Consider the following 20,929-nt stretch of genomic DNA (forward strand, 5'->3'; position numbering starts at 1 on the left):
ATCATGAAAATCAACCTCAGACAGCCCAAATATGTGCTGCCCATTATCCTGCTGCCCTTTTTGTGCCTGTTCTTCTATGTCTGGCAAAGCGGGTTCAGCAAACCTAAAACCGAAGTTAAAGAACAGGCCGGGCTCAACGGTAGTGTTGGTGGCGTTTCCTCCGACGTCAGGAAGCGGCAACTGGCAGATAAACTCGATGCTTACCGGAATACCTTCAAGGAAGCCGACGGCTTGACCGCCGTTAATGTGATCCCTAAAGAGAATTCAAGTAACCCCGATTATCGCCCCGGTAATGATGAACTGCAAAAACGAACGCTTGATTCTCTCCAGCAGGCTATGAGATCCAGGTTCAACGGACCTTCAATTGTCGCCCAATCAGACTTTAGCACCGAGTCACACGACCGGCAGGAAGCCAAAGCAATTGTTGAAATGGCCAAACAGCAGCCGGGGCAGCCGAAAAAAATTGTTTCTGAACATACCGGTGAGCAAGAAAAAGATCCGATGGAAATCTTTAAGCAGCAAATGGTGATTATGGACAGCCTGACCAAAGAAAATGACCCGGCTTTTAAAGCGGAAAAACAGAAAAAAGAAGCAGCCGATAAAGTCGCTAAACTGAAGGCCATTCAGCCAAAACTGGTTGTTTCGAAAGCGGGAGGGCCTTCCTCAGACTTTAACACTATACTTCCGGACAAACCCAATAACTTTATCAGCGCCACCATTGATGAAAATGTAACGGGCTTCGCCGGTTCACGTCTACGCCTCAAACTCATGGAGGATATCAAGGCTGGAAATTCCCTGGTTAAAAAAGGCACTTACCTGTTCGCGCAGATTTCCGGTTTTTCAGAACAGCGGGTTTCGCTCACCATCAGCTCCATTCTTTATGAGGGCAAAATACTGCCGGTAAAGCTGGAGCTATATGACCTTGACGGATTGCCTGGCTTGTACGTTCCCTCGTCCGCTTTCCGGGACTTTACCAAAGATCTCGGGGGCAATGCCGTGCAGGGTGTTACCATTGATGGCAGCTCCGGCAATAGCCAGTTTATCATGAGTTCGCTGGACAAAGTGTTCCAGTCCACTTCGTCCGCCATAGCCGACCTCATCCGGAAAAATAAAGCCCGGCTCAAATACAATTCATTCATCTATTTAATCGACGCCGACGCGTTGCAAAACACGCAAAAAACCTATTAATATGAAAAAGATCATTTTTTTTATCGCGTTATGCTTATCGCCGAAACTTTACGCGCAGGACAGCCTGCGTGTTATTTACCTACCCGAAAACCTGAATATTCATTTTATCTCACCGGAGCCGATTCAATACGTAGACATTTCCTCCAAGAACATTATTGGTGATTTGCCCCTGAAGAACGTTTTGCGAATTCGTTTACGGGATTCTTTGAAGGTATTCGACAACGCCGTGGTAACCATAGCGGGTGAAAAATTCATCGCACAATATCGCTTGCTGCCCGGACATAAAGGTGCGGTAACTGAAGTCAATATTGAGCCTGCCGATACCCGTCCACTGGATATCGCAGGTGTCGGGTTTTCACAGAACCAACTGAAGGCAATGGCCCTGCGGCTAGTAGCGAAGCGGCCGGGCCATCGAATCGAAAAGGTGAAAGCATTTGGCTTGAAGGGGAAGCTAAACTATGTTTACACAATAGGCGATTATCTTTTTCTCGACATTTCATACCACAATAAAACAAACCTGAGATATAGGATCGCCGATATCCGCTTCAAGGTAGATGACAAAAAGGTAATCAAAGCTGCCAACAGCCAATCAGTTGAACTCCGGCCTGAGTTTGTGCTTTTCCCCGTTCCTTCTTTTGAAAAAAACTACCGGAATGTCTTTGTGCTTAGAAAATTGTCGTTCCCGGGAAATAAAGTGCTCCACGTCGAGCTCAGCGAGCAACAATTATCGGGTAGGGTGATCATTTTATATATTACGTATCAGGACATCCTTAACGCCGATACACTGCCTGATTAAGAAGGCATGCCCCTCAATAATTCATATTTATGACCGATTCCATAGCTTACAAATACCTAAAGCTCGTGTTGGAAGAAGAATTTCCGGGGGTCTACCAGCACTTTTCCAACGATGGCATTTTACATTATGAGCTCACTAATCTCCTCGAGATATGCTCACCACTCATTCTGGGCCTGCAGGAAGACGATCGATTTCTACGGTATGAGATCATTGAAACGATTTCGGATTACTTGCAGGAAGACTAAAAATCAAAGCTTAGTTGGCGAGACTTGATGCAGAATTCAGCCGGGATATCGCCGATAAAGAGAGGCTGGCACAAACCGAAGAGCTTCTCGCTGAGGAGGGAGACAATAGTAACGACAACTAGGAACGAAGGCTTCGCCGATAAGTTTCCCTCAATACTGCCCGGACCACCCGACCGGATGTGGCCCTTTTGATCAATCAACCTTTTCTCATGGAAGAAACGAGAGAACAGCAAAAACTGCACGGTTTTTTGCAGTGCGCTATCTACCTGAGTATCCTGCTGGAAGCTTCCGTTTTTGTTTATCACGATGCCCCTTTCTGGGGCATTTTTATTTTGCCTCTGGATAAAATCGCAGGCATATTCATTTATAGTAAACTGGTTTACTCCAAGCTCACAACGTTTGGACTTATTTGCCTGGTCTCCATCGGTACGCTGGCAAAAAAGGAAACAGAACTCGACCCCCAGAAACATATTGTCTTGCCGCTTTGCCTTGGCCTGTTATTATTTTTTGGAAGCATTTTTTTTCAGGGCCGCGCATCACCTCCCGTATTTTTCCTGACCAGCTCGTTCGACCTTGCTTACGTGGTCACCTCCCTTGTTGGGGCACTGATGGTTAGCCTGTCTATGGACAACATTTCCAAGATCATTAAGTCCGGGCTTGGGAAGGATAAGTGGAATACCGAAGCTGAAAGCTTTATGCAGCCAGTTACGAAAATCGATACCCCCTATTCGGTTAATATCCCCATGCTGTTTTACCACAAGCGGAAAGTACATCGTGGCTGGATCAATATCTGTAATGGATTTCGCGCGACGATGGTCATCGGCACACCGGGCTCAGGCAAAAGTTTTTCTATTGTCAATCCTTTTATACGGCAATTGATCGCCAAACAATTCGCGGTATGTGTCTATGACTTCAAGTTTCCCGACCTCGGTCAGATCGCCTATTACCACTATCTACTGGCGAAACAGCATGGAAAGCTCGATGGCTTCGCTTTCCATGTCATCAACCTGAACGACATTGAGAGAAGCAGACGTATTAATCCCTGGAAAGCTGAATACATCAGGACGCTGGCCGACGCGGCAGAGACCGCCGAAGCACTGGTAGAAGCCCTGAAAAAGGGGGACCGTTCCGGAGGGAGCGACCAGTTCTTTACCCAGTCAGCGATCAACTTCCTCGCTTCCTGCATCTATTTTATGAGCAAGTACCAGGGCGGGAAATATTCCAGTTTTCCGCATGTACTTGCACTACTGAACCGTACCTACGAGGAGATATTCGAAACACTGTTATCTGAGCCTGAACTCAAATCATTGCTTTCGCCATTTATGACCGCTTACCATGCCAAAGCGTTTTCACAGCTGGAGGGGCAGGTCGGTACCCTGAAGATATTTATCAGCAGGCTGGCGACAAAAGAAACGTATTGGGTATTCAGCGGCGACGACTTTGATCTCAAAATCTCCGCTAGGGAAAACCCCGGAATGCTTGTACTCGCAAATGATCCCAATACCCAGAATATCAACTCCGCCTGCTATTCCATTGTGATTAACCGGCTTACCAAGCTGATCAATACCAAAGGTAACCTGCCTTCCGCTCTGATCGTTGACGAGGTACCCACTTTATTCGTTCACCGTATCGAAAACCTGATCGCAACTGCCAGAAGTAATAAAGTGGCTGTGTTACTCGGATTACAGGAGCTTCCACAATTTCAGCAGCAATATGGCAAAGATACCGCTGCTACCATCACCGCCGTGGTCGGTAATGTCTTATCCGGCTCCGTTCGAAATAAAGAAACACTGGACTGGCTGGAGCGCCTGTTTGGCAAGTCCAAACAATTGGGGGAAGGTTTATCCATTGACAGGAATAAAACCTCGACTTCCCTTAACGAAAAACTCGAAGCACTGATTCCCGCCGGAAAAATCGCCTCCCTTAATTCCGGAGAAATGGTTGGTGTAATCGCAGCCGAAGCACAGGAAAAGTATACCGGGCAGTTTGAGACCTCGGCGGTCCATTGCAGGATCAATCTTGATATGGAGGAAATCGCCAAAGAGGAAAAGGATTATAAGACACTTCCTTTATTCTACGATTTCGGCGGTAAACGGGATGAAAAACTGACCCAAAACTATTTCAGGATCAGCCAAGAGATCGAACAGCTCGTCTTGCGGTTTAAACCTCAGGAACCTGCAATCCCGCCAAAAGCAAGCATGAGGAAAAATAATGAACACTAAATCAGAAAAAGCAATTACTCCTGACTACGTCATGATCGATCCCGATTTACAGCAGGACACGATTAACAAACAGGGGGAGATTGGTTTCGTCACCGTGATCAATTCACCTGCAGACGATTATTGGGTAGTTTTCGACGACGGCGAAATCGGGTTATACGCGGCCGATGCGTTGCTTGTGGTTAAACACGAGCACCAAATCCTTGACTATCTTATTGAAAACAAAGAAAAGCTACCCCTCCAGGATTATAGAAAACTGGAAAATATCGCTTTACTGAACACCTATGGTGGGGATACCCAACAGAAAAAGGCTCTGAAACTGGCAGCTGCAAATCCTGCAATCAGGGATGGCGCACTTGCCCCGGTCGCATTATACCGCGAGCCATCACGGGAACCAGGGCCGGAACGATAACCTTTCAATAACAATTCTTCAAATGAGTAAGTATGAAAAATGAAACAATTACCGGATCACTGGTTCTCGTGAATCCGAAGGTATCCAACGACCCGGCCGGCAAACAGGGTCAGGTTGGCGTACTGACCTATGCAAGGGCAGTAGATGAGAACTACGTCAAATTCCCAAATGGGGCAGAATCCGTCTACGGGCAAAAGGATCTGATGATGCTGAAAGAAAAAGAAGAGATACTTCAGGAATTAAATAAAAATGGCTTATCGATGCCTCTGCCTGATTTCAAGGCCATGTATAAAATCATGATGCGGCAGGATATGGGAACTCCTTCTGATCTCTTCAGCGCACTTGAAATAGCCCGGGACCATCCCGGCATCTGGAATAAGGCGCTGGATACCGTTAACCGCACGGAAAAAATCGAACTTGAAAATGCCTTGTCCAGATGAAAATTTTGATAAACTTCTGCCTGATCTGCCTGCCATTAAGACACTTTATTATCAATTCTCCCTACGGATTTCGAATGCATCCTATCTCCGGTATTTATGCCATGCACTATGGTCTAGACCTCAAGGCCCGTAAAGATACCGTGTTTGCCATTCTTGATGGCCGCGTTATCTCCGAAGGCAACAATAAGCGACTAGGCATTAATATCCACCTTTCCCATGGAGCGGTCGAATCCATTTACGGACACCTGAGCCGGCTGCTGGTCGGGTTACAGGATTCGGTTTATGCGGGTCAGCCCATCGCTATCACCGGCTCATCCGGGTGTGTAACCGGGGAGCACTTACACTTCAGTATCCGTTCCGGACAGCGGTACATCAATCCATTGAAATTCTTATATAAATTTTTAAATAATCAACAAAATGAGCGACAATTTCAAAAAACTGCCGGTTCAGCTTTCAGAAAAGCTGGCGGCGGAACTTAAAGCAGGGACATCGCTGTTCCAGAAACCGGTTAAAGATAATGGCATGCCCGCTTTTGTAACACCGGTAAATCCGACAACAGGTAAGGGTTACAGTGGCATGAACCAGATCATACTGGCTATGAAAGGCCATGATGATCCAAGGTGGATGTCTGCTGATGCAGCAAGTTATGCTGGGTTCCTTGTTAAAAAAGGTGCCACCGGAACCATGATTGAGTTTTCAAAATCGAACGACATTCAGGCAGTCCGTACGCCGGAAGGCGCAAAAATTAAGGATGATGACGGTAAAACAATAACCCGAACTGTCGAATTTGAAAAACCGCAAACGGTTAAAGCATTCCTATTCAACGGTTCCCAGATCAATAACCTGCCGCCCTTATCCGAATTTCTGAAAAAACAGGACGAGGGGCAATCCCTAAGCCCTGTTAAAAGGGTGGAAAAACTGATCGCCGATAGTAAAGCGGTTATAATTCATGGTGGTGAAGAAGCTTATTATGATAAGAAACGTGACGCAATCTTCCTGCCCGAAAAGGAAAAGTTTGAAAGTGAAACGAAGTACCTGCAGGCGGCCATACATCAACTGGCACATTGGACAGGGCACGAAAGCAGACTAAACAGGCCTATGGAAGGAAAGTTTGGCTCTATGGAATACGCCAGGGAAGAAATTCGCGCGGCAATAGCCGCCATGATGATTGGCGGTGAAACGAAGATCGGCCACAATTTTGGTCCGCATGCCGCTTATTCCAACAACTTCCAGAAGATTTTAAGGGATACCCCTTTCGAAATTGTTAAAGTAAGCAGGGATGCCCAAAAGATATCATCTCTTCTACTGGGCCTGGGACAGAAAAGGGAAGTAAAACAAGGAGCAGAAAAGAACCTTAACTTTCAAAAGGGCGACCAGATTTCCTATATGGATACGAGCTACAAAGTGCTGGATGTCTATAAAAATAAAAGTATCAAAGTGGAAGATATGGATGGTGCCCGTAAAACTATTAAAGCTACTGACGGACTCTATAAGTCGCTGCTGGAAGTTCGTAACAACGTCGGCGAAGAACAGGGCCATGGTCGCGAAAATGACCATTCGGCAGAACAACAGAATAATTATCAAATAGAACGTTAACATGAACCTGATCAGTTATAATGAAAATAAGCTTCCGATCGACGATCTGGAAACTATTGGCCTGGCCGCGGGCGGCCAACTCCTGCTCAATGTGGATGATCTGAAAGCTTTGCTTTCCGGTCGTCGCACTGGTTTACTCCAGTTGGATAACCTGCAAGCTGAAAATATCCGTATCCAAACATTAGATGCCAAGCTCTCCCTGCAACCTGACGCGACGGGCAAACTGGACCTGGTGATCCATCCTGTTTATCGCAAAGCGGTAACACCGGATTTCCTGGAAGAGAACGAGGCTCAGCTACTTCAATCAGGAGAAGTAGAGAATTTCCTGAAGATCACTATTGATAATATAGGCAACAAAAAAGAATTGCTTGTTGAATACGATTCAGAAACCAGGGAGTTTATTGTATCCGACACGGAAAAGATCCTTGCCCCGGATATGGTCAACGGTGAATTCCTGACGCCCGCGCAAAAAGAAAATTACCGCAAGGGCAAAGAGGTGGAACTACCGGATAGTACCACTTTTAACTATTCAGGCAAGGACATTCACGGCATCCGTTCGAACAAACTGGCACTTGTAGCGTCTATATTGATCGATGGTGGCCTTTCTTATGTACTGTATAAGGGACTGAATGCCCTGTTTAACAAAAAGCGTGACCCTAAAGAAGCGGCAAAACAAAGTCCTGCATTTCAAAGTGCGCTCAAGGATATGATAAACAGGCAGCAACCGGAGGATCAGCATTTTATCAACTTTTACAGTCAGGAGGAAGGTAACTCGCGATGAATGATACACTAACAAAGCTTGGCGTTCCTTTAGATATCCAGGCCTTGTTCAATGTCCAGCAGCCTTTCTTTGACTACGGCGACGCCGTGGAAATCATTGCGCTCAACTACCATTTTGTTCCTGCAAGCCATAATATCTGGGTAGCAGGGAATGGAGCCGCTGTAGAAGTGCTGATTGCCCGCTCAGCTATGGATTGTATTGCATTTTTGGCACTAAGCACCCTTAAATACCGGCAATTGGAAAAGCTTTGTTTTTTGGCCCTTGGCAACAGGCCTTCTACAGCGCAACTGAATTGGATCAGGGAGAATTACGGTAAAAGAAAATTTACATTGCTCTTTGAAGCCGACCTAATGGGCCGCGCGACAGATATTTTCGTAGCAGTCGGGCTGAAAGCAAAGCGTGTAAAACTAGAGTGGACTGGCCAACAGGTAAAAGTCATTTATAATGGGCACAGTGTGCTTTTCGACGGGGAGCAACTGACGCTTAATGCCTTTGAACAGGCTTTTAGCACCAGGACGGCCGTACGCACGCGAAAACCGCTTCAACAAGCAAACTATTTTAATCAACTTAAATATGACAGCACCCGATAATATCATTCTAAAACCCGCTTTCGTTTGGGCATCTATAAAATGCCTACCACTGATACTGATGGCGCTCGTATTTTTAGGGTTGGCCCGGTGGCTTTCGCCGTTCTTCGTCCTGTTCAGTACAGGCACGGCAGGTCTCGCCTGTTACCGGCTCATTTATGTCCGAAGCTACACCTATACCATAACCCAGGAACTGGTTAAGCTTCAACACGGAGTCTTTTCCAAACGGGCTGATCAGATTGAAATGTTTCGTATTAAGGATTATATCGTTACTCAGTCATTTCTGCAGCAACTATTCAAACTTATGGACGTTATCCTGAAGACGACCGATCCTGAAAATCACTCGATCAGATTACAGGGTATCCCGGAATCAGATATCATTGATATTATCCGAGCCCGCGTACAGGAGGCGAGACGGCACAATCAGATTTACGAAATTAATTGAAAATGGCCTTGTGTGTTACTAATGAATTTAGTAAATTTAACTATTTAAAGCTATGAAAACTTTCGCTCACCTGATCTTTACCTGCTTTGTCTCTTTCTTCGCTTTCTGCGGCGCATTGAGCATGAAAGATAATCCATGGCCAGGTTTTGCCGTCGCATTCGGTATTTGGGGCATTTTTCTCTGGCGATACAATGTGAGGACGAAGCGTGAGGCTCAAAGAAGGCAAATGGAAGAATTCATTTTCCGCGAATATATGCGTTCCAGAACCCACGGCAACAGAAATTTCTGATGCATATTATGGTTTACTACTTTGCAAATAATCTACAGTGACCATCACTGTATTGTGATAAGGTTTAAGTTAAAAGTCCCGGCAGCGATTGCTAAGGGACTTTTCATTTTAAAGCTATCGCTTGTTTAAGTTTTTACAGGCTTAAATACCTTCGCTAGATCTTGCGCACCCTGCTAGATCATTATTTACCCTTTAAATTTTATTCCAATGAAACCAATCCCATATGGGATCGCCCCAGTGCGTCCTTCAGTGAGGTATACGCTGATCTGTACAAGCCCCTGGCTGATATTGTTTTTTATTCTAGCTTACGGAGCGCTCGTCATTCACCCGCTTTTACTTGTCGCGAGCTGGATCACGTTGCTGGCCTTTTGCTATCATGTTTTTCTATTGAGCTCAGAGGTTTATATCCTTACACCGGACATGTTCCTGGTGAGTAAGGGCCTGCTTTACCAAACCGTTACATGGCTCGGGCATCACCAGATCAAAGACTATCAGATACACGATTCTAAATGGATGGCTTATCTCGGTATCGTCGACCTCACAATCATCAGCACCGAAGATCTGCAAATACGTTGTAGGGTGAAAGGTGTCGGTAACAATGCAATGCGCAACGCCTTCAACACGATTATCGATCTGCTCGAAATGCGCAAGGAATATTTTCAAAGCCTGATCGACCTGGCTGAAAAGTTAAACGATAAGCAATCATAGCCATGGACAGTAATCAACATATCTTAGCTATTGGGCCAGTGCCCTTTATCATTGATACTTTGCAGGAAAAACTGATACAGTATGATGACCATGAAAACACGATCAATTTCAATGACCTTACTCGGCACGAAGGCTATTATACGGCCCGCTTTCACAAAGGACTTCGCAATCTTGCCGATGGTTATCAAACCTCCGGCAAGATAAACGATCAGATCATGGACTTGACGTTACCGGGTATCATCCTGGCAGTCCCCGGAGAATTACCAGACGAACTGAAATCATCCCTAAGCGCGATCAGTCAGAAAAAAGGCTGGGGGTTTTATCTTGGCGGTGAAGATTTAGCGAAAAGGTTATCAGGAGTATTACCTTACATAGATCTTGCAGGCACAGAATTCACCATCGACTGGCGGCTGAAGGAGCTGAGAGAAACCGCGCAGTCCGGGAACATTATCAGCCTTCGGAACATGGAAATGTCTGACGATGGCCATGCCTATCTCACTTTTTACGATACTGAAACGCACTGCATACTGGAAGCCGATGAGTTTCTCTTTGAGCTGCCGGAACACGTAGTTCTATTGGAAATACCCAACGAGATCTGGCTGGATCCGATTGCGGTCGCCAGATCGTACGGGATGAACGATACAGATATTTTGATAACATACCCCATATCAAAAAAGCTATCAGCAAAGGTCACTCCTATAGCTGAAACCGGATTGTCGAAATTTATCGCAGAAAACGTGAAGCGGCGAGACAACCGGCAAGACGGCCTAGAACCAGATCCTGGGCTTACCCGATAACAAAATCAACATTCAATTATGTATACCGGCGGAAGTCCGGTATACTTTTATCCTTAACTATGAATAGAATGAATTTAGAAGTTCTTACGGTCGACGATCTTGAAAAATTCCGCCAGCAGCTCCTAACGGATATCAAGGACCTCCTTCAACCAAAACAATATCAAAAGAGATGGCTCAAAACTGCTGATGTTATGAAAATGCTCGGCATGTCTGAAGTTACGCTGCAAACATTACGAAAACAGGGTAAAATACCTTTCAAAAAATTACGTGGCGTATGCTATTATGATGCCGAAGAACTTGATGATTATTTGAGCAGCCTTTAGACTGATTTAATATTCCATTCTTACTGGGGCATTCTCACGATTGCTTTCAGGGTTATACCTTTTTCAGAGTCCTCAACCGCTGCGTTTATATCGTTCAACTCATAAAACCTGATGAGTTTGTCAAATGGAAACATGCCTTTTTTATGTAGTTCGATGAGTTGTGGAATGAATATATCTGGTACGCTGTCGCCTTCAATAACATATTTCAATGTACGTCCCATGGTGAAAAACTGGCTGTCAACTTCCAGTTTTTCGGCCGGTAAAATCCCAACTACAGCACATGTACCCATAAAGCGTAATGAACCAAGCAACTGATTTATCACCGCATTCCGACCTGTGGTATCAACCGCGTAATGTACACCACCGGGGCTCAGCCTGTTATTGATCTCTTCTGAAACAATCAATTCTCTGCTGTTGATGGTATCAGTAGCACCCAGTTCTTTCGCAAGGTCAAGCCGGTTATCAAAAATATCTACCGCAATGATAGATGTACATCCGGCTGCCTTGGCAGCCATGATCGCCGCCAGGCCTACGGGTCCTACGCCTGCAATTACAATGCTTTCTCCGGACGACGGTTTCAGGACATTCAGGACCGTGCCCGCGCCTGTTTGCAGGCCGCAACCCAAAGGCCCCAATATTTCCAGCTGGACGTCTTCCGGTACTTTTACAACGTTGTTCTCGGAAACCAGGGAATAAGTCGCAAAAGAGGATTGTCCGAAGAAGAACCCGGCGATGCCTGTCCCGTCATGACTATGATAAGGACAAGATCCGTCATTTCGAATGCCACCGAAGTTCATCGGAAAAAAACTAATGCAATAAGAAGGGTGCCCTGATTTGCAGTAACTGCATTTTCCGCAGCTGGCAGGTGCAAGTACGACGTGGTTCCCCGCTTTTACCTTCGTAACACTGCTGCCCGTCTTTACTACAATGCCAGCGCCTTCATGTCCCAATATCCCGGGAAAGCCAAAAGGCAGATGCTGATCCCTGATGGCTATATCCGTGTGACATAAACCGGTAGCCACAATTTTTACTAAAATTTCCTCAGGACGTAATTCAGTATCAAGCTGAATATTTTCAATTTCGAACTTTTGTTTGGGCGCAGTTAATACGGCTGCTGTAATTTCCATCATTGATATGTTTAAGTTGAATAGTGGTGTACTTAAGGTGTTACTTCCGGGAATTTGCCCTGTTTGCAATGTCGGCGATATCTCTTACCTCAATGATCCTGCGCGGGTATCCGTTGAGGGCGACAGCGATCATCGCTTGTCCCAGTTCCCGTAGTGTGCAGAACCAGTCAGGCTTAAGTAAGCGTCCTATCGGAAAAAACCAGGAAATGAACTTATAAAAGCCGTGCGTATGTTTCATTCCGGGTGTAGGAGTAAGCATTAAGGGCCGAAAAGAGTAAAAACAGGCAAAAGGGAGTACCATGAGTTTGTTTTCGGTCCGGCCTTTGACCCTTGCCCACATAGTTTTCCCCCGTTCTGAAAGATCGGAGCCAGCCGCCGATATATAACAAAAGGTGATTTCATGATTTACGCTTAGCAGCGCATTCGCAAAATCAATGGTCAGCTGATAAGTTACTGCCTTGTATTCTTCCTCTGTTTTCCCCATTGATGTCGTACCTATACAGTAGAAACAGGTATCATATTCACATATTTCCTCCGACAAGTTCCGTAGGTCCCTCATGTCCGCCTGAATGGCCTCTTCCAATTTTGGATGGGAAATGCCTGTAGGTTTCCTGCTGATCAGCAGTACCTTCTCCACCGATTCATGACTCAGGCATTCATGAAGTACCCCTTCACCAACCATTCCGGTTGCACCGGTAAGTATAATTTTCGCTTTTATAAATTCCATTCGTTTTTCGCTCTTATATACGATTATCAATGGCGGACCTTTTAAAATGAACTTGATTTGATTGTTCAAATATTCAAATTATCAGGCTCGGCCACTTATCAATTTCAAATAATACAGTGTAAATTTCAAAGGTCAGTGTGTTCTTTGCTACGGTTGGTTTGCTTAGACGTAGAATTCAAGTTTGGTCCATCGCCAAACTGGCTGATTCACGACAAGCAGCTTTTTAAGGCGGGACCAGCTGAAGAAAGGCGAAGCTTTTCCAATGCTTTATCTTTGATCCTTCGCGTATGCTCAACCGATAGCTTAAATATTTCTGCAATTTCTTCCAGTCTTTTCGGGTTATTGCCTCCAAGGCCAAAGTGTAGCGTTAAAACCTCCCGTTCCCGACGAGGTAAAGTTTTCAATGCCTCCTCAACTTCTATTTTAACAGATTCCCGCAATAGCGCAGCGTCCGGGCATTCGTCATCCTGTGGTACGAGATCACAAAGTGTAATGGCCGAATCTGAAACAAGCGGCCGGTCCAATGAAGTTATGGCCTGGCTCTGGATCAACAGTTCCGACAGGCTTTGTTCTTCGATGCCAAGCACTGCTGAAATTTCTCCAACCGAAGCTCCGCATCCGCTGGACTGTTCCAATTTTGATAAGGCCTGCATATATTTATTGATTAGCGAGACCTGATTCAAGGGTAAATGTATAAACCTGGTCTGTTGTTCGATCGCGCTGACGACAGCCTGCCTGATATACCAGACGGCATAAGTGATAAAACGAAAACCCTTGGTGTGGTCGAACCGCTCTGCGGCCCGGATGAGGCCAATGTTTCCTTCGCTGATCAGATCACTAAGGCTGATCCCTCTTGTTTGATATTGTTTGGCTACCGAGATGACAAAACGAAGATTGGCGGTGACAAGTTGAGACAAGGCAACCTTGTCTCCGTTTGCGATTCGCCGGCATAGTTGTTCTTCTTCCGTAACGCTGACGACAGTCTTTTTTTCGATTTCGTGAAAGTACCGCCCCAGTGCATCGTCATCACGACGCGTGATCGCGGCTGAAATTACAAGTGCCCTCATTTAAATTGATTTAAGCTGGATGCTACGCCGCTTTTGCTAATTGCTATTGGTACCCAATCCTTTCGCAGGATAAACTCATTGCGGTGTATATTCAGGCATGTCAAATTCGGCACCATTTCACAGTATGCACAGAATCAGTGGTTTAAGTTGACTTTGAAGTGTTTTTTCGACGACCTGTCGTTAAATGGCGGTGCGGGTAAATTAATTTTCGCTAATTAAATTGACAAAAATAAAACATACCATACGGTATGTTTTTATTGAATTGCTATAAATTTGCCGCTTTGTTGCACTAAATAACCACGTTAAAATGGATTTAGCTGGATCCAGATGGCAAGGCCTGAATTGCAGCACCAGGTATATTTTTTTATGGGAAATCAAAAACATCTGAAAGTTAAGGTGATTGCAGTCATTGCGATCGTAAATCTTATAATAGCGCTGTCAGCATATTATTTCCGGCCCGCCAAAATAGATTATGATACTGCCGTCGTTAATATCAGCTTCAGTAGACCAGCGAGTTTTCCGAAACCTTCAGTCGATCTCCGTGTAAATCCGGTATCACCTGATGGATTTAAGCTTGGACGCCTTCTTTTCTATGACCCTGTGCTTTCCCTTGACCAGTCAATATCCTGTAATAATTGCCACCAGCCTGCCGCGGCCTTCGCAAATCCGGGGGCTGCATTGAGTATCGGGATTAAAGGATGCATTGGGGAGCGGAATGCGCCACCGTTATTCAATTTAGCGTGGCAGCATGCTTATATGTGGGATGGGAGGATCAGCACCATAGACTCCACCGCGCTCAATGCGATAAGCAATTCATGTGAAATGGCAAGTACCCCGGGGGAAATAGCGAACAGGCTTCAGTCTACCAAAGTCTATCCGGCACTTTTCGAAAAAGCATTCGGCGACCGGAAGATTAGTCCGGAGAGGATAGTAAAAGCCATTAGCCAGTTTACAACTTTGATGGTATCTGCCAACTCCCGGTACGACAAATACATTTGTAAAGAACCTGGTGGATATTTGAGCGCTGAAGAAAGCAAAGGCTATTTGTTATTCCAAAAAAAATGCGCCGCATGCCATACGGAGCCGTTGTTTACCGATCAAAGCTTCAAAAACAATGGTTTGGACCTTATTTCCCGTGATCCAGGAAGGAAAGATCATACACACAAAGCCGAAGATGCTGGTTTATTTAGAGTTCCTACTTTAAGAAATGTCGCCGTTACGGCCCCCTACATGCATGATGGCAGGTTTAGTTCACTGGAAGAAGTGCTTAAACATTACGCAAGCGGAATAAAGCCGAATAGCCACCTTGATAAGTCACTCCGGTTGAAAGGCAAGTTGGGCATCGATTTATCCGCGGCAGATCAGCACAACATCGCAGCCTTTTTAAAAACACTTACCGATACCACATACATTAACGATCCCAAATTTCAGAAGCCCTGAGTTTCGTGTCCTGAACACCTGATACCTTTGATTTTGATAACTCTTCCTTTGAAATTTGCCGCACCCTAAAAAACGTTCTGCGGAAATTTGTCTTGTCTGACAGCCAGATGAGCGGGCCAAAAATCACGAAAGTGCCCACTAGAAATGAGACTGCGCAGGTGAAGACATCTAGAACAATAAAACGCACAGAACTAAAATCAAAGAAATGAAATCTAAAGTATGGTTTATCACCGGTGCCTCGCGGGGGTTCGGTTTTGAAATCGCCAAAGCTGCATTAGCGATTGGTGACAAAGTGGTGGCGACCGTTCGCAGCCAGCCTGAAAAGCTCGCAAATGAACTCAATAGCGAAAACCTTTACGTGATCGTGCTTGATGTGACGAAAGAGGAACAAGCCAAACAGGCTGCAAATCAAGCCGTGACGCATTTTGGCAAAGTTGATATTCTTGTTAATAACGCAGGATTCGGGCTTTTGGGAGCCGTGGAAGAAGCAACGGACAGCGAAGCAAGGACATCGTTTGAGACCAATGTATTTGGCTTACTCAACGTAACCCGGGCATTTTTGCCGTTGTTCCGCGAACAGCGCTCCGGGCATGTGATCAATATGTCTTCCGTCGTTGGTCTAACGTCCACTGGAGGCTGGGGATTGTATTCCGGAACGAAATTCGCCGTAGAAGGCATCAACGAAGCACTGGCTCACGAACTTAAGCCGCTCGGCGTTTTTTCTACTGCAGTAGAGCCTGGTTTTTTTCGTACGAATTTCCTGGATGGTTCATCCCTGCAAAGTGCCAGAACAGTGATTGAGGACTATGCCGATACTGCTGGACAGATGCGTGGCGTGGCTTCTTTTTTGAACTACAGGCAGCCCGGAGACCCGGCGAAACTAGCTCAGGCGATCCTGAAACTTGCGGCCTCGCCCAATCCGCCCGTGCACCTTCCGCTCGGACGGGATTCCCTCAACTACGTCAACCAGAAATTAGATAACCTTCAAAAGGAAATCACAGAATGGAATGATGTTATCCTGAGCACTGACCATGACGACGTTCAAAAATAATAGAAATGAACGCTCCCGAAATGTGATCAGGCATCTAAATTATCCGCTGTTTCCTTAAGAAATGAAAACCGTCACCCGAAAATGTAGAGGCGGTTTTCATTTTTTTTGAACATGATTAAGCTTTATTTGACATTAGCCCGGCGAATTGGTTCCGAGTCGCCATTTAATTTACAGCAATCCCTAGAGATACCATCCAATGAAGCATACAACACTGCCGGCGATCTTTTTCCTTTTGGTTTGTCTGCTGCATCCCTTTACCGGCGAATGTCAGAATACAAGGGGATCTTTAGCTGTTCAGAGATTTTCAGATGTGTCTCCCAGTCAGGACATTTTGCGGCTCAAAACTTTAAAGCAAGACACCAATAAGGCCAACTTACTCATCAGGATCAGCGGCAAGTATTGGCGAAAGAAAAAAGGTAGCGAGCGATATCTCGATAGCAGCCTGTTTTATTCCCGGAACGCATTTATGCTTTGTAGCGCATTGCAATTTACTGAAGGTCGAAATGAGTCATCCTTTTTGATCTGTAAAGCTTCTATGGACAAAGAAGACCTCGATGCCGCAAAAAAGATTTTGGAACAAGTAAACGGCGAGCAGCATATTAGGTTATTACTGGTTGTGGCTGAGCACTACAGCTTTTTACCGGGACAACAAACCGAGAACCTGAATCATGCGACACCTTACATTGAAAGTGCCGTAGCGGAGGCTAAATCCATACATTCGCTATATTGGAAAGCCGAGGCACTTGAGCTGATGGCGAAAAATAGCTTTCAAAAAGGAGATCCTGAGCATGGGAAACAACTTTTCTTCCAGATCATCGCCGAATACCATGACTTGAATGACAGGGCACAGGAAGCCAGATATTGGACTGAACTTGCCCGGTATTTGCCGGTGAATGATGACAACTACCAACTAAAGGCCCGGTCGTTTAAGCAGGCTGCAATGCTATATTCCGCTATAAGTGACAAAAAAAATGCCGCTGAAGCAATGCTTGACCTGGGCGATCATGTCTACAGCCACAATCTAGACTCTGCGGTTGCTATATATTTGCAGGCGATCAAAACATTTAAAGCGGCCGGCGAAGTCAATCTCCTGCATGTATATCTTTCGCTCTCCGAAACCTACGACGATCTGGGAAACTTCAATCAAGCCCTGGCTTATGCATTATTGGCCTTAAAAAACCTGCAATCAATACATGACAACAGCTACCTGGCCATTACGGATGTCCTCATCGGAAATATTTACCGGGAACTCGGCGAGGTTAAACAGAGCACAGTTTATTACAAACTTGGTTTAGAACTGGCCGGTTCAGATACGAAGTTCAGTTACATACTCGTAAAGTATTACGCAGACGGACTGGTAAAACTAAGACGCCCGGAAGAAGCTTTGAAATACGTTACAGCATATGTAAAAAATCGCCCCCCTGCGAACGCCGGGGAAGAGGCGATCAAAGCGAGCGCTTTGGCTAATTGCCATAGCGGGCTTGGATCAGACAAGCTGGCTGAACAATTCTACCTTCAAATGATTGGATTCATAGAAGCTTATACTAAGGATAAAAACAAACAGATCTTCCTGAGCGACGAGATCAGTATCCCGCAGGCGTATTACGAGATCGCAAAATTTTATACCGACCGCCAAAAATATAATAATGCCGCCCCTTATTTAAAAAAGGCATCAAACTATAATAACGCTTCACCTTTGCTAAAAAAGGAAATTGCCTATATGCAATTTAAATCCGATTCTGCTGCCGGTAATTATTTGAAAGCTCTCGCCAGTTTTCAAAAAACTGCTGCTTATAAAGATTCGATATATCGCGTCGAACGCCTGAAGGAGTTAATGGCCATGCGCGTGCAGTATGAAACAGCCCAGAAAGAAAAAGATTACGAGCTATTGGAAAAAGAAGGTGAATTGCAGAAACAAGATTTGGAACGGGCAAAACAGCAAAAGTATTTTACATATATCGGCTTAGTCGGGCTTTTATTTTTACTTGCCATACTTTATAACCGCTATATGTTGAAACAAAAAAGCAACAGGCTTTTAACGGAACAGAAAGACCTCATCGACAGCAAAAATACGTCACTGCAGGTTTTAGTAAAGGAAAAGGAATGGCTGCTGCGGGAAATTCATCACCGGGTTAAAAATAACCTCCAAATAATTACAAGTCTGCTGCAATCACAACCAAGATATTTAAGGGATGAGGCTGCGCTTGATGCCATCGAGGACAGCAAAAATCGGGTGCGGGCGATGTCACTGATCCACCAGAAACTCTACATATCGAATAATGCTACACTTATTTACATGCCGGATTACCTGGATGAACTGATTTCAAATTTAAAAAGCAGTTTTAAAATAGGGCCGGCGATATTCTTTGACGTTGATATATCGCCGGTTTCCCTGGATATCGCATATGCGATACCGGTCGGTCTGATCGTTAACGAAACAATCACAAACGCGATTAAATACGCCTTCCCCCGTAACGGTAACAACTCAATAAAAATCCGGCTTTCCGCGCCGGATGCTAAATCTTTTTCGCTATCAGTTAGTGACAATGGCGTCGGACTTCCAGCTAACTTCGACATTGGCCAATCCAACTCTTTCGGCATAGTCCTCATTAAAGGTATGACAGAGGATCTGGACGGAATCCTTGACATCGCTGTCGACAAAGGGACCCATGTCAACATCATTTTCAAGACGGCCTCTATATAATCCAAGCTCGATTTTGTTGATTACCGGATTAAACCCCGAACTGTCGCAAGTGATAATCGATATGAATGTCTAAAAGCTTGCCCCATTCCTTGTAAGACATTTTACCAAACATCGGATGTGGTCCCCAATCAGCCGCCGTACGTGTACTGCCGGCTGCCTGGATGATTTTAATCAGTTGCGTTTTTTCGACCTGAAAGTTGAAATGCTCAAACGGCTTAATAACGAAATTTAAAGGCAAACGCAAACCGACCGGCTGTTCCGGAAACCAGTCAACAAGTACCCACCGGAAGAAAGTTCTGCTCAGAAGATAGCTTTCATCCGGGAGATCATAAAATCCAATCCCTGCGCCGACAGCTAGATTAAGATGGTGAAGCATCTGTTCGGGTTCCATCGTGCCCCATTGCCGTTTAGAATCAGGGCTGACTTTCTCCACACGTGCAACAAATTCAGCAATCCGTTCGGGTTTGAAAAAATTAAGGCCGTCAATCCGGGGGGCAAAAAATGACTTTGGGATATACCTGACAATGGCCCATGCAGATGCAAATAACCTTGCGCTGATAATGCTCCGTTTCATCTTGGGCTTTTTCGCAGTAACTGTTTCCATATAGATAAGATTGTTTTTTTAAGACTAGCCGATGGCCGCCGTACACAACCTTAAAGGTCAGCTATATCTCCACCATTCAATATTAAATATCAAAGTCTTTGGTACAAAAATCAAAGGATATTCAAGCACATGAATGGAACGATTGCCAGATTTATTATACCATGCGCCATCTCGTCAATCTAAAATCCAAATGACGCTGATAGCTTATCATGAATTAACGAAATCTCGTTACAGTTAGGCATGAAAGTCCATGTAAGTAATTGAAAATAAATAAGATAATTATTGGTACAGGATTCGGATACAGAAATATGAGGTCGTTGACCTCAAAGCTAAACCCTTGAAAATGATACTTGAACAAAAAACGCTTTCGATCCATACTGATCGGGTATTTGGCACACTGAATGAATTTTTTAATTTCCATCGCGTACCGCCACCGTTGGATCCGGATTTTGACATCCGTGAGGCAGATCTTGAATTTCAGGTCAGGTTTAGAAAGAAGGGGTTTCCGCTACATCACCAGTTGTACTGCCTTTCTCTAGTACAGGAAAGAGATTCTATCACACGGCTCGCACTGCATAGTACGGCCTTTGAAAAGCCTACTATTTCTTTTTTTGCACCGGATTATAATATGGACCATGTGGCGGTTGACGACACCAGGAAAATTTATTACATCATTTTTACAGAAAATTTCCTTAATCGCAACCGCCATCTCGCTGCACCTGTTGCGGATCTTCCATTTTTTCTAAATAAAGCCCCATTATCTTATCCGATTGACCCGGGCGATTCAGTTTTACTTGCCAATATCAGCAATATTCTTTTTGATGAATACAAATCCCGTTATTCTCACCGCCTCGATCTGCTTGCATCATACGTCCATATACTGCTCACACATACCCGCAGGTTATACGAGCGCGTTGCGCAAACGAAATCAGTTTTCGCCTCGGGACTGGAACCTCAGCAACCGGCATTGATTGACAGGTTCAGGTCCCACGTTAAAAGACACGTCGGCTCGCGGGAGATGGCAGAGGAAGCCAGGTTCGTGAATTTTTATGCTGAACAATTATTCGTGCATCCAAATCATCTGAACGCAATTGTGAAAAAGACCACTGGCCGGCCCGCGTTGACGTTTATCCACAAGCAGATCATTGGAGAAGCGATTTCCTTGCTGAACGAAACGGAAATGTCTGTCAAAGAAATTGCTTACCGTCTTGCTTTCAAAGAACCCTCTCATTTTATTTCGTTTTTTAGAAAGAACACCAGTATTACGCCTGCCGCTTACAGGGTCAGCGTCTGCGCTTAATTAATCGAAATGTCAATGATTAGCTTGTAAAATTATGAGCTGTCGGTAATTTTTTTTAACGAAACTGCGATTTAAACTCAAAA

Annotated in this window: 22 protein-coding genes; 18 read left to right on the plus strand and 4 right to left on the minus strand. The window is 45.0% G+C overall.

Annotated elements, in window-relative coordinates:
* Window positions 1-3 precede the first annotated feature (3 nt).
* From traM to SNE26_RS24200, 14 genes are all read left to right on the plus strand, one after another.
* Complete coding sequence (traM, locus tag SNE26_RS24135; RefSeq protein ID WP_321556417.1) at window positions 4-1,188, plus strand: conjugative transposon protein TraM; 1,185 nt, start codon at window positions 4-6, stop codon at window positions 1,186-1,188.
* Between the two features lies 1 nt (window position 1,189).
* Window positions 1,190-1,984 carry a DUF4138 domain-containing protein gene (locus SNE26_RS24140; protein WP_321556418.1) on the plus strand — a complete coding sequence of 265 codons (795 nt, stop codon included), beginning with the start codon at window positions 1,190-1,192 and terminating at the stop codon, window positions 1,982-1,984.
* Between the two features lie 454 nt (window positions 1,985-2,438).
* A complete protein-coding gene (locus SNE26_RS24145; RefSeq protein ID WP_321556419.1) occupies window positions 2,439-4,451 on the plus strand; it encodes a type IV secretion system DNA-binding domain-containing protein in 2,013 nt (670 codons plus the stop codon).
* Window positions 4,441-4,860, plus strand: coding sequence for a hypothetical protein (locus tag SNE26_RS24150; RefSeq protein WP_321556420.1), 420 nt, complete (start codon window positions 4,441-4,443; stop codon window positions 4,858-4,860). Before SNE26_RS24145 ends, SNE26_RS24150 begins: the two co-directional genes overlap by 11 nt.
* A 32-nt stretch (window positions 4,861-4,892) precedes the next feature.
* On the plus strand, window positions 4,893-5,300 hold the full coding sequence (locus tag SNE26_RS24155) for a hypothetical protein (RefSeq protein WP_321556421.1): 408 nt from the start codon (window positions 4,893-4,895) through the stop codon (window positions 5,298-5,300).
* Entirely contained in the window at window positions 5,297-5,779 is a 483-nt protein-coding gene (locus SNE26_RS24160; protein WP_321556422.1) for a M23 family metallopeptidase, read from the plus strand. The genes SNE26_RS24155 and SNE26_RS24160 overlap by 4 nt, the downstream gene beginning before the upstream one ends.
* A complete protein-coding gene (locus tag SNE26_RS24165; RefSeq protein WP_321556423.1) occupies window positions 5,718-6,896 on the plus strand; it encodes a zincin-like metallopeptidase domain-containing protein in 1,179 nt (392 codons plus the stop codon). The genes SNE26_RS24160 and SNE26_RS24165 overlap by 62 nt, the downstream gene beginning before the upstream one ends.
* A 1-nt stretch (window position 6,897) precedes the next feature.
* Window positions 6,898-7,677, plus strand: a complete 780-nt coding sequence (locus SNE26_RS24170) for a DUF4099 domain-containing protein (protein ID WP_321556424.1) — start codon at window positions 6,898-6,900, stop codon at window positions 7,675-7,677.
* Window positions 7,674-8,267 (plus strand): hypothetical protein, encoded by a 594-nt coding sequence (locus tag SNE26_RS24175; protein ID WP_321556425.1) that lies wholly within the window; start codon window positions 7,674-7,676, stop codon window positions 8,265-8,267. The genes SNE26_RS24170 and SNE26_RS24175 overlap by 4 nt, the downstream gene beginning before the upstream one ends.
* The gene (locus SNE26_RS24180; protein ID WP_321556426.1) at window positions 8,251-8,709 is read left to right on the plus strand and encodes a PH domain-containing protein; all 459 of its coding nucleotides are present in this window, start codon (window positions 8,251-8,253) and stop codon (window positions 8,707-8,709) included. Before SNE26_RS24175 ends, SNE26_RS24180 begins: the two co-directional genes overlap by 17 nt.
* 52 nt (window positions 8,710-8,761) lie before the next feature.
* Window positions 8,762-8,998, plus strand: coding sequence for a hypothetical protein (locus SNE26_RS24185; protein ID WP_321556427.1), 237 nt, complete (start codon window positions 8,762-8,764; stop codon window positions 8,996-8,998).
* 387 nt (window positions 8,999-9,385) lie between these two features.
* Window positions 9,386-9,706, plus strand: a complete 321-nt coding sequence (locus tag SNE26_RS24190; RefSeq protein WP_321556428.1) for a hypothetical protein — start codon at window positions 9,386-9,388, stop codon at window positions 9,704-9,706.
* Between the two features lie 2 nt (window positions 9,707-9,708).
* Window positions 9,709-10,503 (plus strand): hypothetical protein, encoded by a 795-nt coding sequence (locus SNE26_RS24195; RefSeq protein ID WP_321556429.1) that lies wholly within the window; start codon window positions 9,709-9,711, stop codon window positions 10,501-10,503.
* A gap of 68 nt (window positions 10,504-10,571) precedes the next feature.
* Window positions 10,572-10,826 (plus strand): helix-turn-helix domain-containing protein, encoded by a 255-nt coding sequence (locus SNE26_RS24200; RefSeq protein WP_321556430.1) that lies wholly within the window; start codon window positions 10,572-10,574, stop codon window positions 10,824-10,826.
* 20 nt (window positions 10,827-10,846) lie between these two features.
* Here the strand turns inward: SNE26_RS24200 and SNE26_RS24205 are convergent, their stop codons facing one another.
* From SNE26_RS24205 to SNE26_RS24215, 3 genes are all read right to left on the minus strand, one after another.
* Window positions 10,847-11,956, minus strand: a complete 1,110-nt coding sequence (locus SNE26_RS24205; RefSeq protein ID WP_321556431.1) for an NAD(P)-dependent alcohol dehydrogenase — start codon at window positions 11,954-11,956, stop codon at window positions 10,847-10,849.
* A gap of 37 nt (window positions 11,957-11,993) precedes the next feature.
* On the minus strand, window positions 11,994-12,680 hold the full coding sequence (locus tag SNE26_RS24210) for an NAD-dependent epimerase/dehydratase family protein (RefSeq protein ID WP_321556432.1): 687 nt from the start codon (window positions 12,678-12,680) through the stop codon (window positions 11,994-11,996).
* A gap of 206 nt (window positions 12,681-12,886) precedes the next feature.
* Window positions 12,887-13,747, minus strand: a complete 861-nt coding sequence (locus tag SNE26_RS24215; protein ID WP_321556433.1) for an RNA polymerase sigma factor RpoD/SigA — start codon at window positions 13,745-13,747, stop codon at window positions 12,887-12,889.
* A 366-nt stretch (window positions 13,748-14,113) separates the two neighbouring features.
* Between SNE26_RS24215 and SNE26_RS24220 the strand changes: the two genes are divergently transcribed.
* The 3 genes from SNE26_RS24220 to SNE26_RS24230 all read left to right on the plus strand — a co-directional run bounded on the left by SNE26_RS24220 (window position 14,114) and on the right by SNE26_RS24230 (window position 18,942).
* Window positions 14,114-15,187: a cytochrome c peroxidase gene (locus SNE26_RS24220; protein WP_321556434.1), complete on the plus strand. Its 1,074-nt coding sequence runs from the start codon at window positions 14,114-14,116 to the stop codon at window positions 15,185-15,187.
* Between the two features lie 205 nt (window positions 15,188-15,392).
* Window positions 15,393-16,238, plus strand: coding sequence for an oxidoreductase (locus tag SNE26_RS24225; protein WP_321556435.1), 846 nt, complete (start codon window positions 15,393-15,395; stop codon window positions 16,236-16,238).
* Window positions 16,239-16,434: 196 nt separating this feature from the next.
* Window positions 16,435-18,942 (plus strand): sensor histidine kinase, encoded by a 2,508-nt coding sequence (locus tag SNE26_RS24230; protein ID WP_321556436.1) that lies wholly within the window; start codon window positions 16,435-16,437, stop codon window positions 18,940-18,942.
* Window positions 18,943-18,970: 28 nt separating this feature from the next.
* On the opposite strand, the gene SNE26_RS24235 is transcribed toward SNE26_RS24230, so the two are convergent.
* The gene (locus SNE26_RS24235) at window positions 18,971-19,546 is read right to left on the minus strand and encodes a DUF1569 domain-containing protein (protein WP_321556437.1); all 576 of its coding nucleotides are present in this window, start codon (window positions 19,544-19,546) and stop codon (window positions 18,971-18,973) included.
* 343 nt (window positions 19,547-19,889) lie between these two features.
* Here SNE26_RS24235 and SNE26_RS24240 point away from each other — a divergent pair, with 343 nt between their 5' ends.
* Window positions 19,890-20,846, plus strand: coding sequence for a helix-turn-helix domain-containing protein (locus SNE26_RS24240; RefSeq protein ID WP_321556438.1), 957 nt, complete (start codon window positions 19,890-19,892; stop codon window positions 20,844-20,846).
* Window positions 20,847-20,929 lie beyond the last annotated feature (83 nt).

Origin of the sequence: Mucilaginibacter sp. cycad4 (assembly GCF_034263275.1) — a bacterium.
Taxonomy (GTDB): domain Bacteria; phylum Bacteroidota; class Bacteroidia; order Sphingobacteriales; family Sphingobacteriaceae; genus Mucilaginibacter.

Excerpts from the sequence above, each read along its gene's own strand:
- traM (WP_321556417.1), top strand. The coding sequence starts at position 4 with ATGAAAATCAACCTCAGACAGCCCAAATATGTGCTGCCCATTATCCTG.
- SNE26_RS24140 (WP_321556418.1), top strand. The coding sequence starts at position 1,190 with ATGAAAAAGATCATTTTTTTTATCGCGTTATGCTTATCGCCGAAACTT.
- SNE26_RS24145 (WP_321556419.1), top strand. The coding sequence starts at position 2,439 with ATGGAAGAAACGAGAGAACAGCAAAAACTGCACGGTTTTTTGCAGTGC.
- SNE26_RS24150 (WP_321556420.1), top strand. The coding sequence starts at position 4,441 with ATGAACACTAAATCAGAAAAAGCAATTACTCCTGACTACGTCATGATC.
- SNE26_RS24155 (WP_321556421.1), top strand. The coding sequence starts at position 4,893 with ATGAAAAATGAAACAATTACCGGATCACTGGTTCTCGTGAATCCGAAG.
- SNE26_RS24160 (WP_321556422.1), top strand. The coding sequence starts at position 5,297 with ATGAAAATTTTGATAAACTTCTGCCTGATCTGCCTGCCATTAAGACAC.
- SNE26_RS24165 (WP_321556423.1), top strand. The coding sequence starts at position 5,718 with ATGAGCGACAATTTCAAAAAACTGCCGGTTCAGCTTTCAGAAAAGCTG.
- SNE26_RS24170 (WP_321556424.1), top strand. The coding sequence starts at position 6,898 with ATGAACCTGATCAGTTATAATGAAAATAAGCTTCCGATCGACGATCTG.
- SNE26_RS24175 (WP_321556425.1), top strand. The coding sequence starts at position 7,674 with ATGAATGATACACTAACAAAGCTTGGCGTTCCTTTAGATATCCAGGCC.
- SNE26_RS24180 (WP_321556426.1), top strand. The coding sequence starts at position 8,251 with ATGACAGCACCCGATAATATCATTCTAAAACCCGCTTTCGTTTGGGCA.
- SNE26_RS24185 (WP_321556427.1), top strand. The coding sequence starts at position 8,762 with ATGAAAACTTTCGCTCACCTGATCTTTACCTGCTTTGTCTCTTTCTTC.
- SNE26_RS24195 (WP_321556429.1), top strand. The coding sequence starts at position 9,709 with ATGGACAGTAATCAACATATCTTAGCTATTGGGCCAGTGCCCTTTATC.
- SNE26_RS24200 (WP_321556430.1), top strand. The coding sequence starts at position 10,572 with ATGAATTTAGAAGTTCTTACGGTCGACGATCTTGAAAAATTCCGCCAG.
- SNE26_RS24205 (WP_321556431.1), bottom strand. The coding sequence starts at position 11,956 with ATGATGGAAATTACAGCAGCCGTATTAACTGCGCCCAAACAAAAGTTC.
- SNE26_RS24210 (WP_321556432.1), bottom strand. The coding sequence starts at position 12,680 with ATGGAATTTATAAAAGCGAAAATTATACTTACCGGTGCAACCGGAATG.
- SNE26_RS24215 (WP_321556433.1), bottom strand. The coding sequence starts at position 13,747 with ATGAGGGCACTTGTAATTTCAGCCGCGATCACGCGTCGTGATGACGAT.
- SNE26_RS24220 (WP_321556434.1), top strand. The coding sequence starts at position 14,114 with ATGGGAAATCAAAAACATCTGAAAGTTAAGGTGATTGCAGTCATTGCG.
- SNE26_RS24225 (WP_321556435.1), top strand. The coding sequence starts at position 15,393 with ATGAAATCTAAAGTATGGTTTATCACCGGTGCCTCGCGGGGGTTCGGT.
- SNE26_RS24230 (WP_321556436.1), top strand. The coding sequence starts at position 16,435 with ATGAAGCATACAACACTGCCGGCGATCTTTTTCCTTTTGGTTTGTCTG.
- SNE26_RS24235 (WP_321556437.1), bottom strand. The coding sequence starts at position 19,546 with ATGGAAACAGTTACTGCGAAAAAGCCCAAGATGAAACGGAGCATTATC.
- SNE26_RS24240 (WP_321556438.1), top strand. The coding sequence starts at position 19,890 with ATGATACTTGAACAAAAAACGCTTTCGATCCATACTGATCGGGTATTT.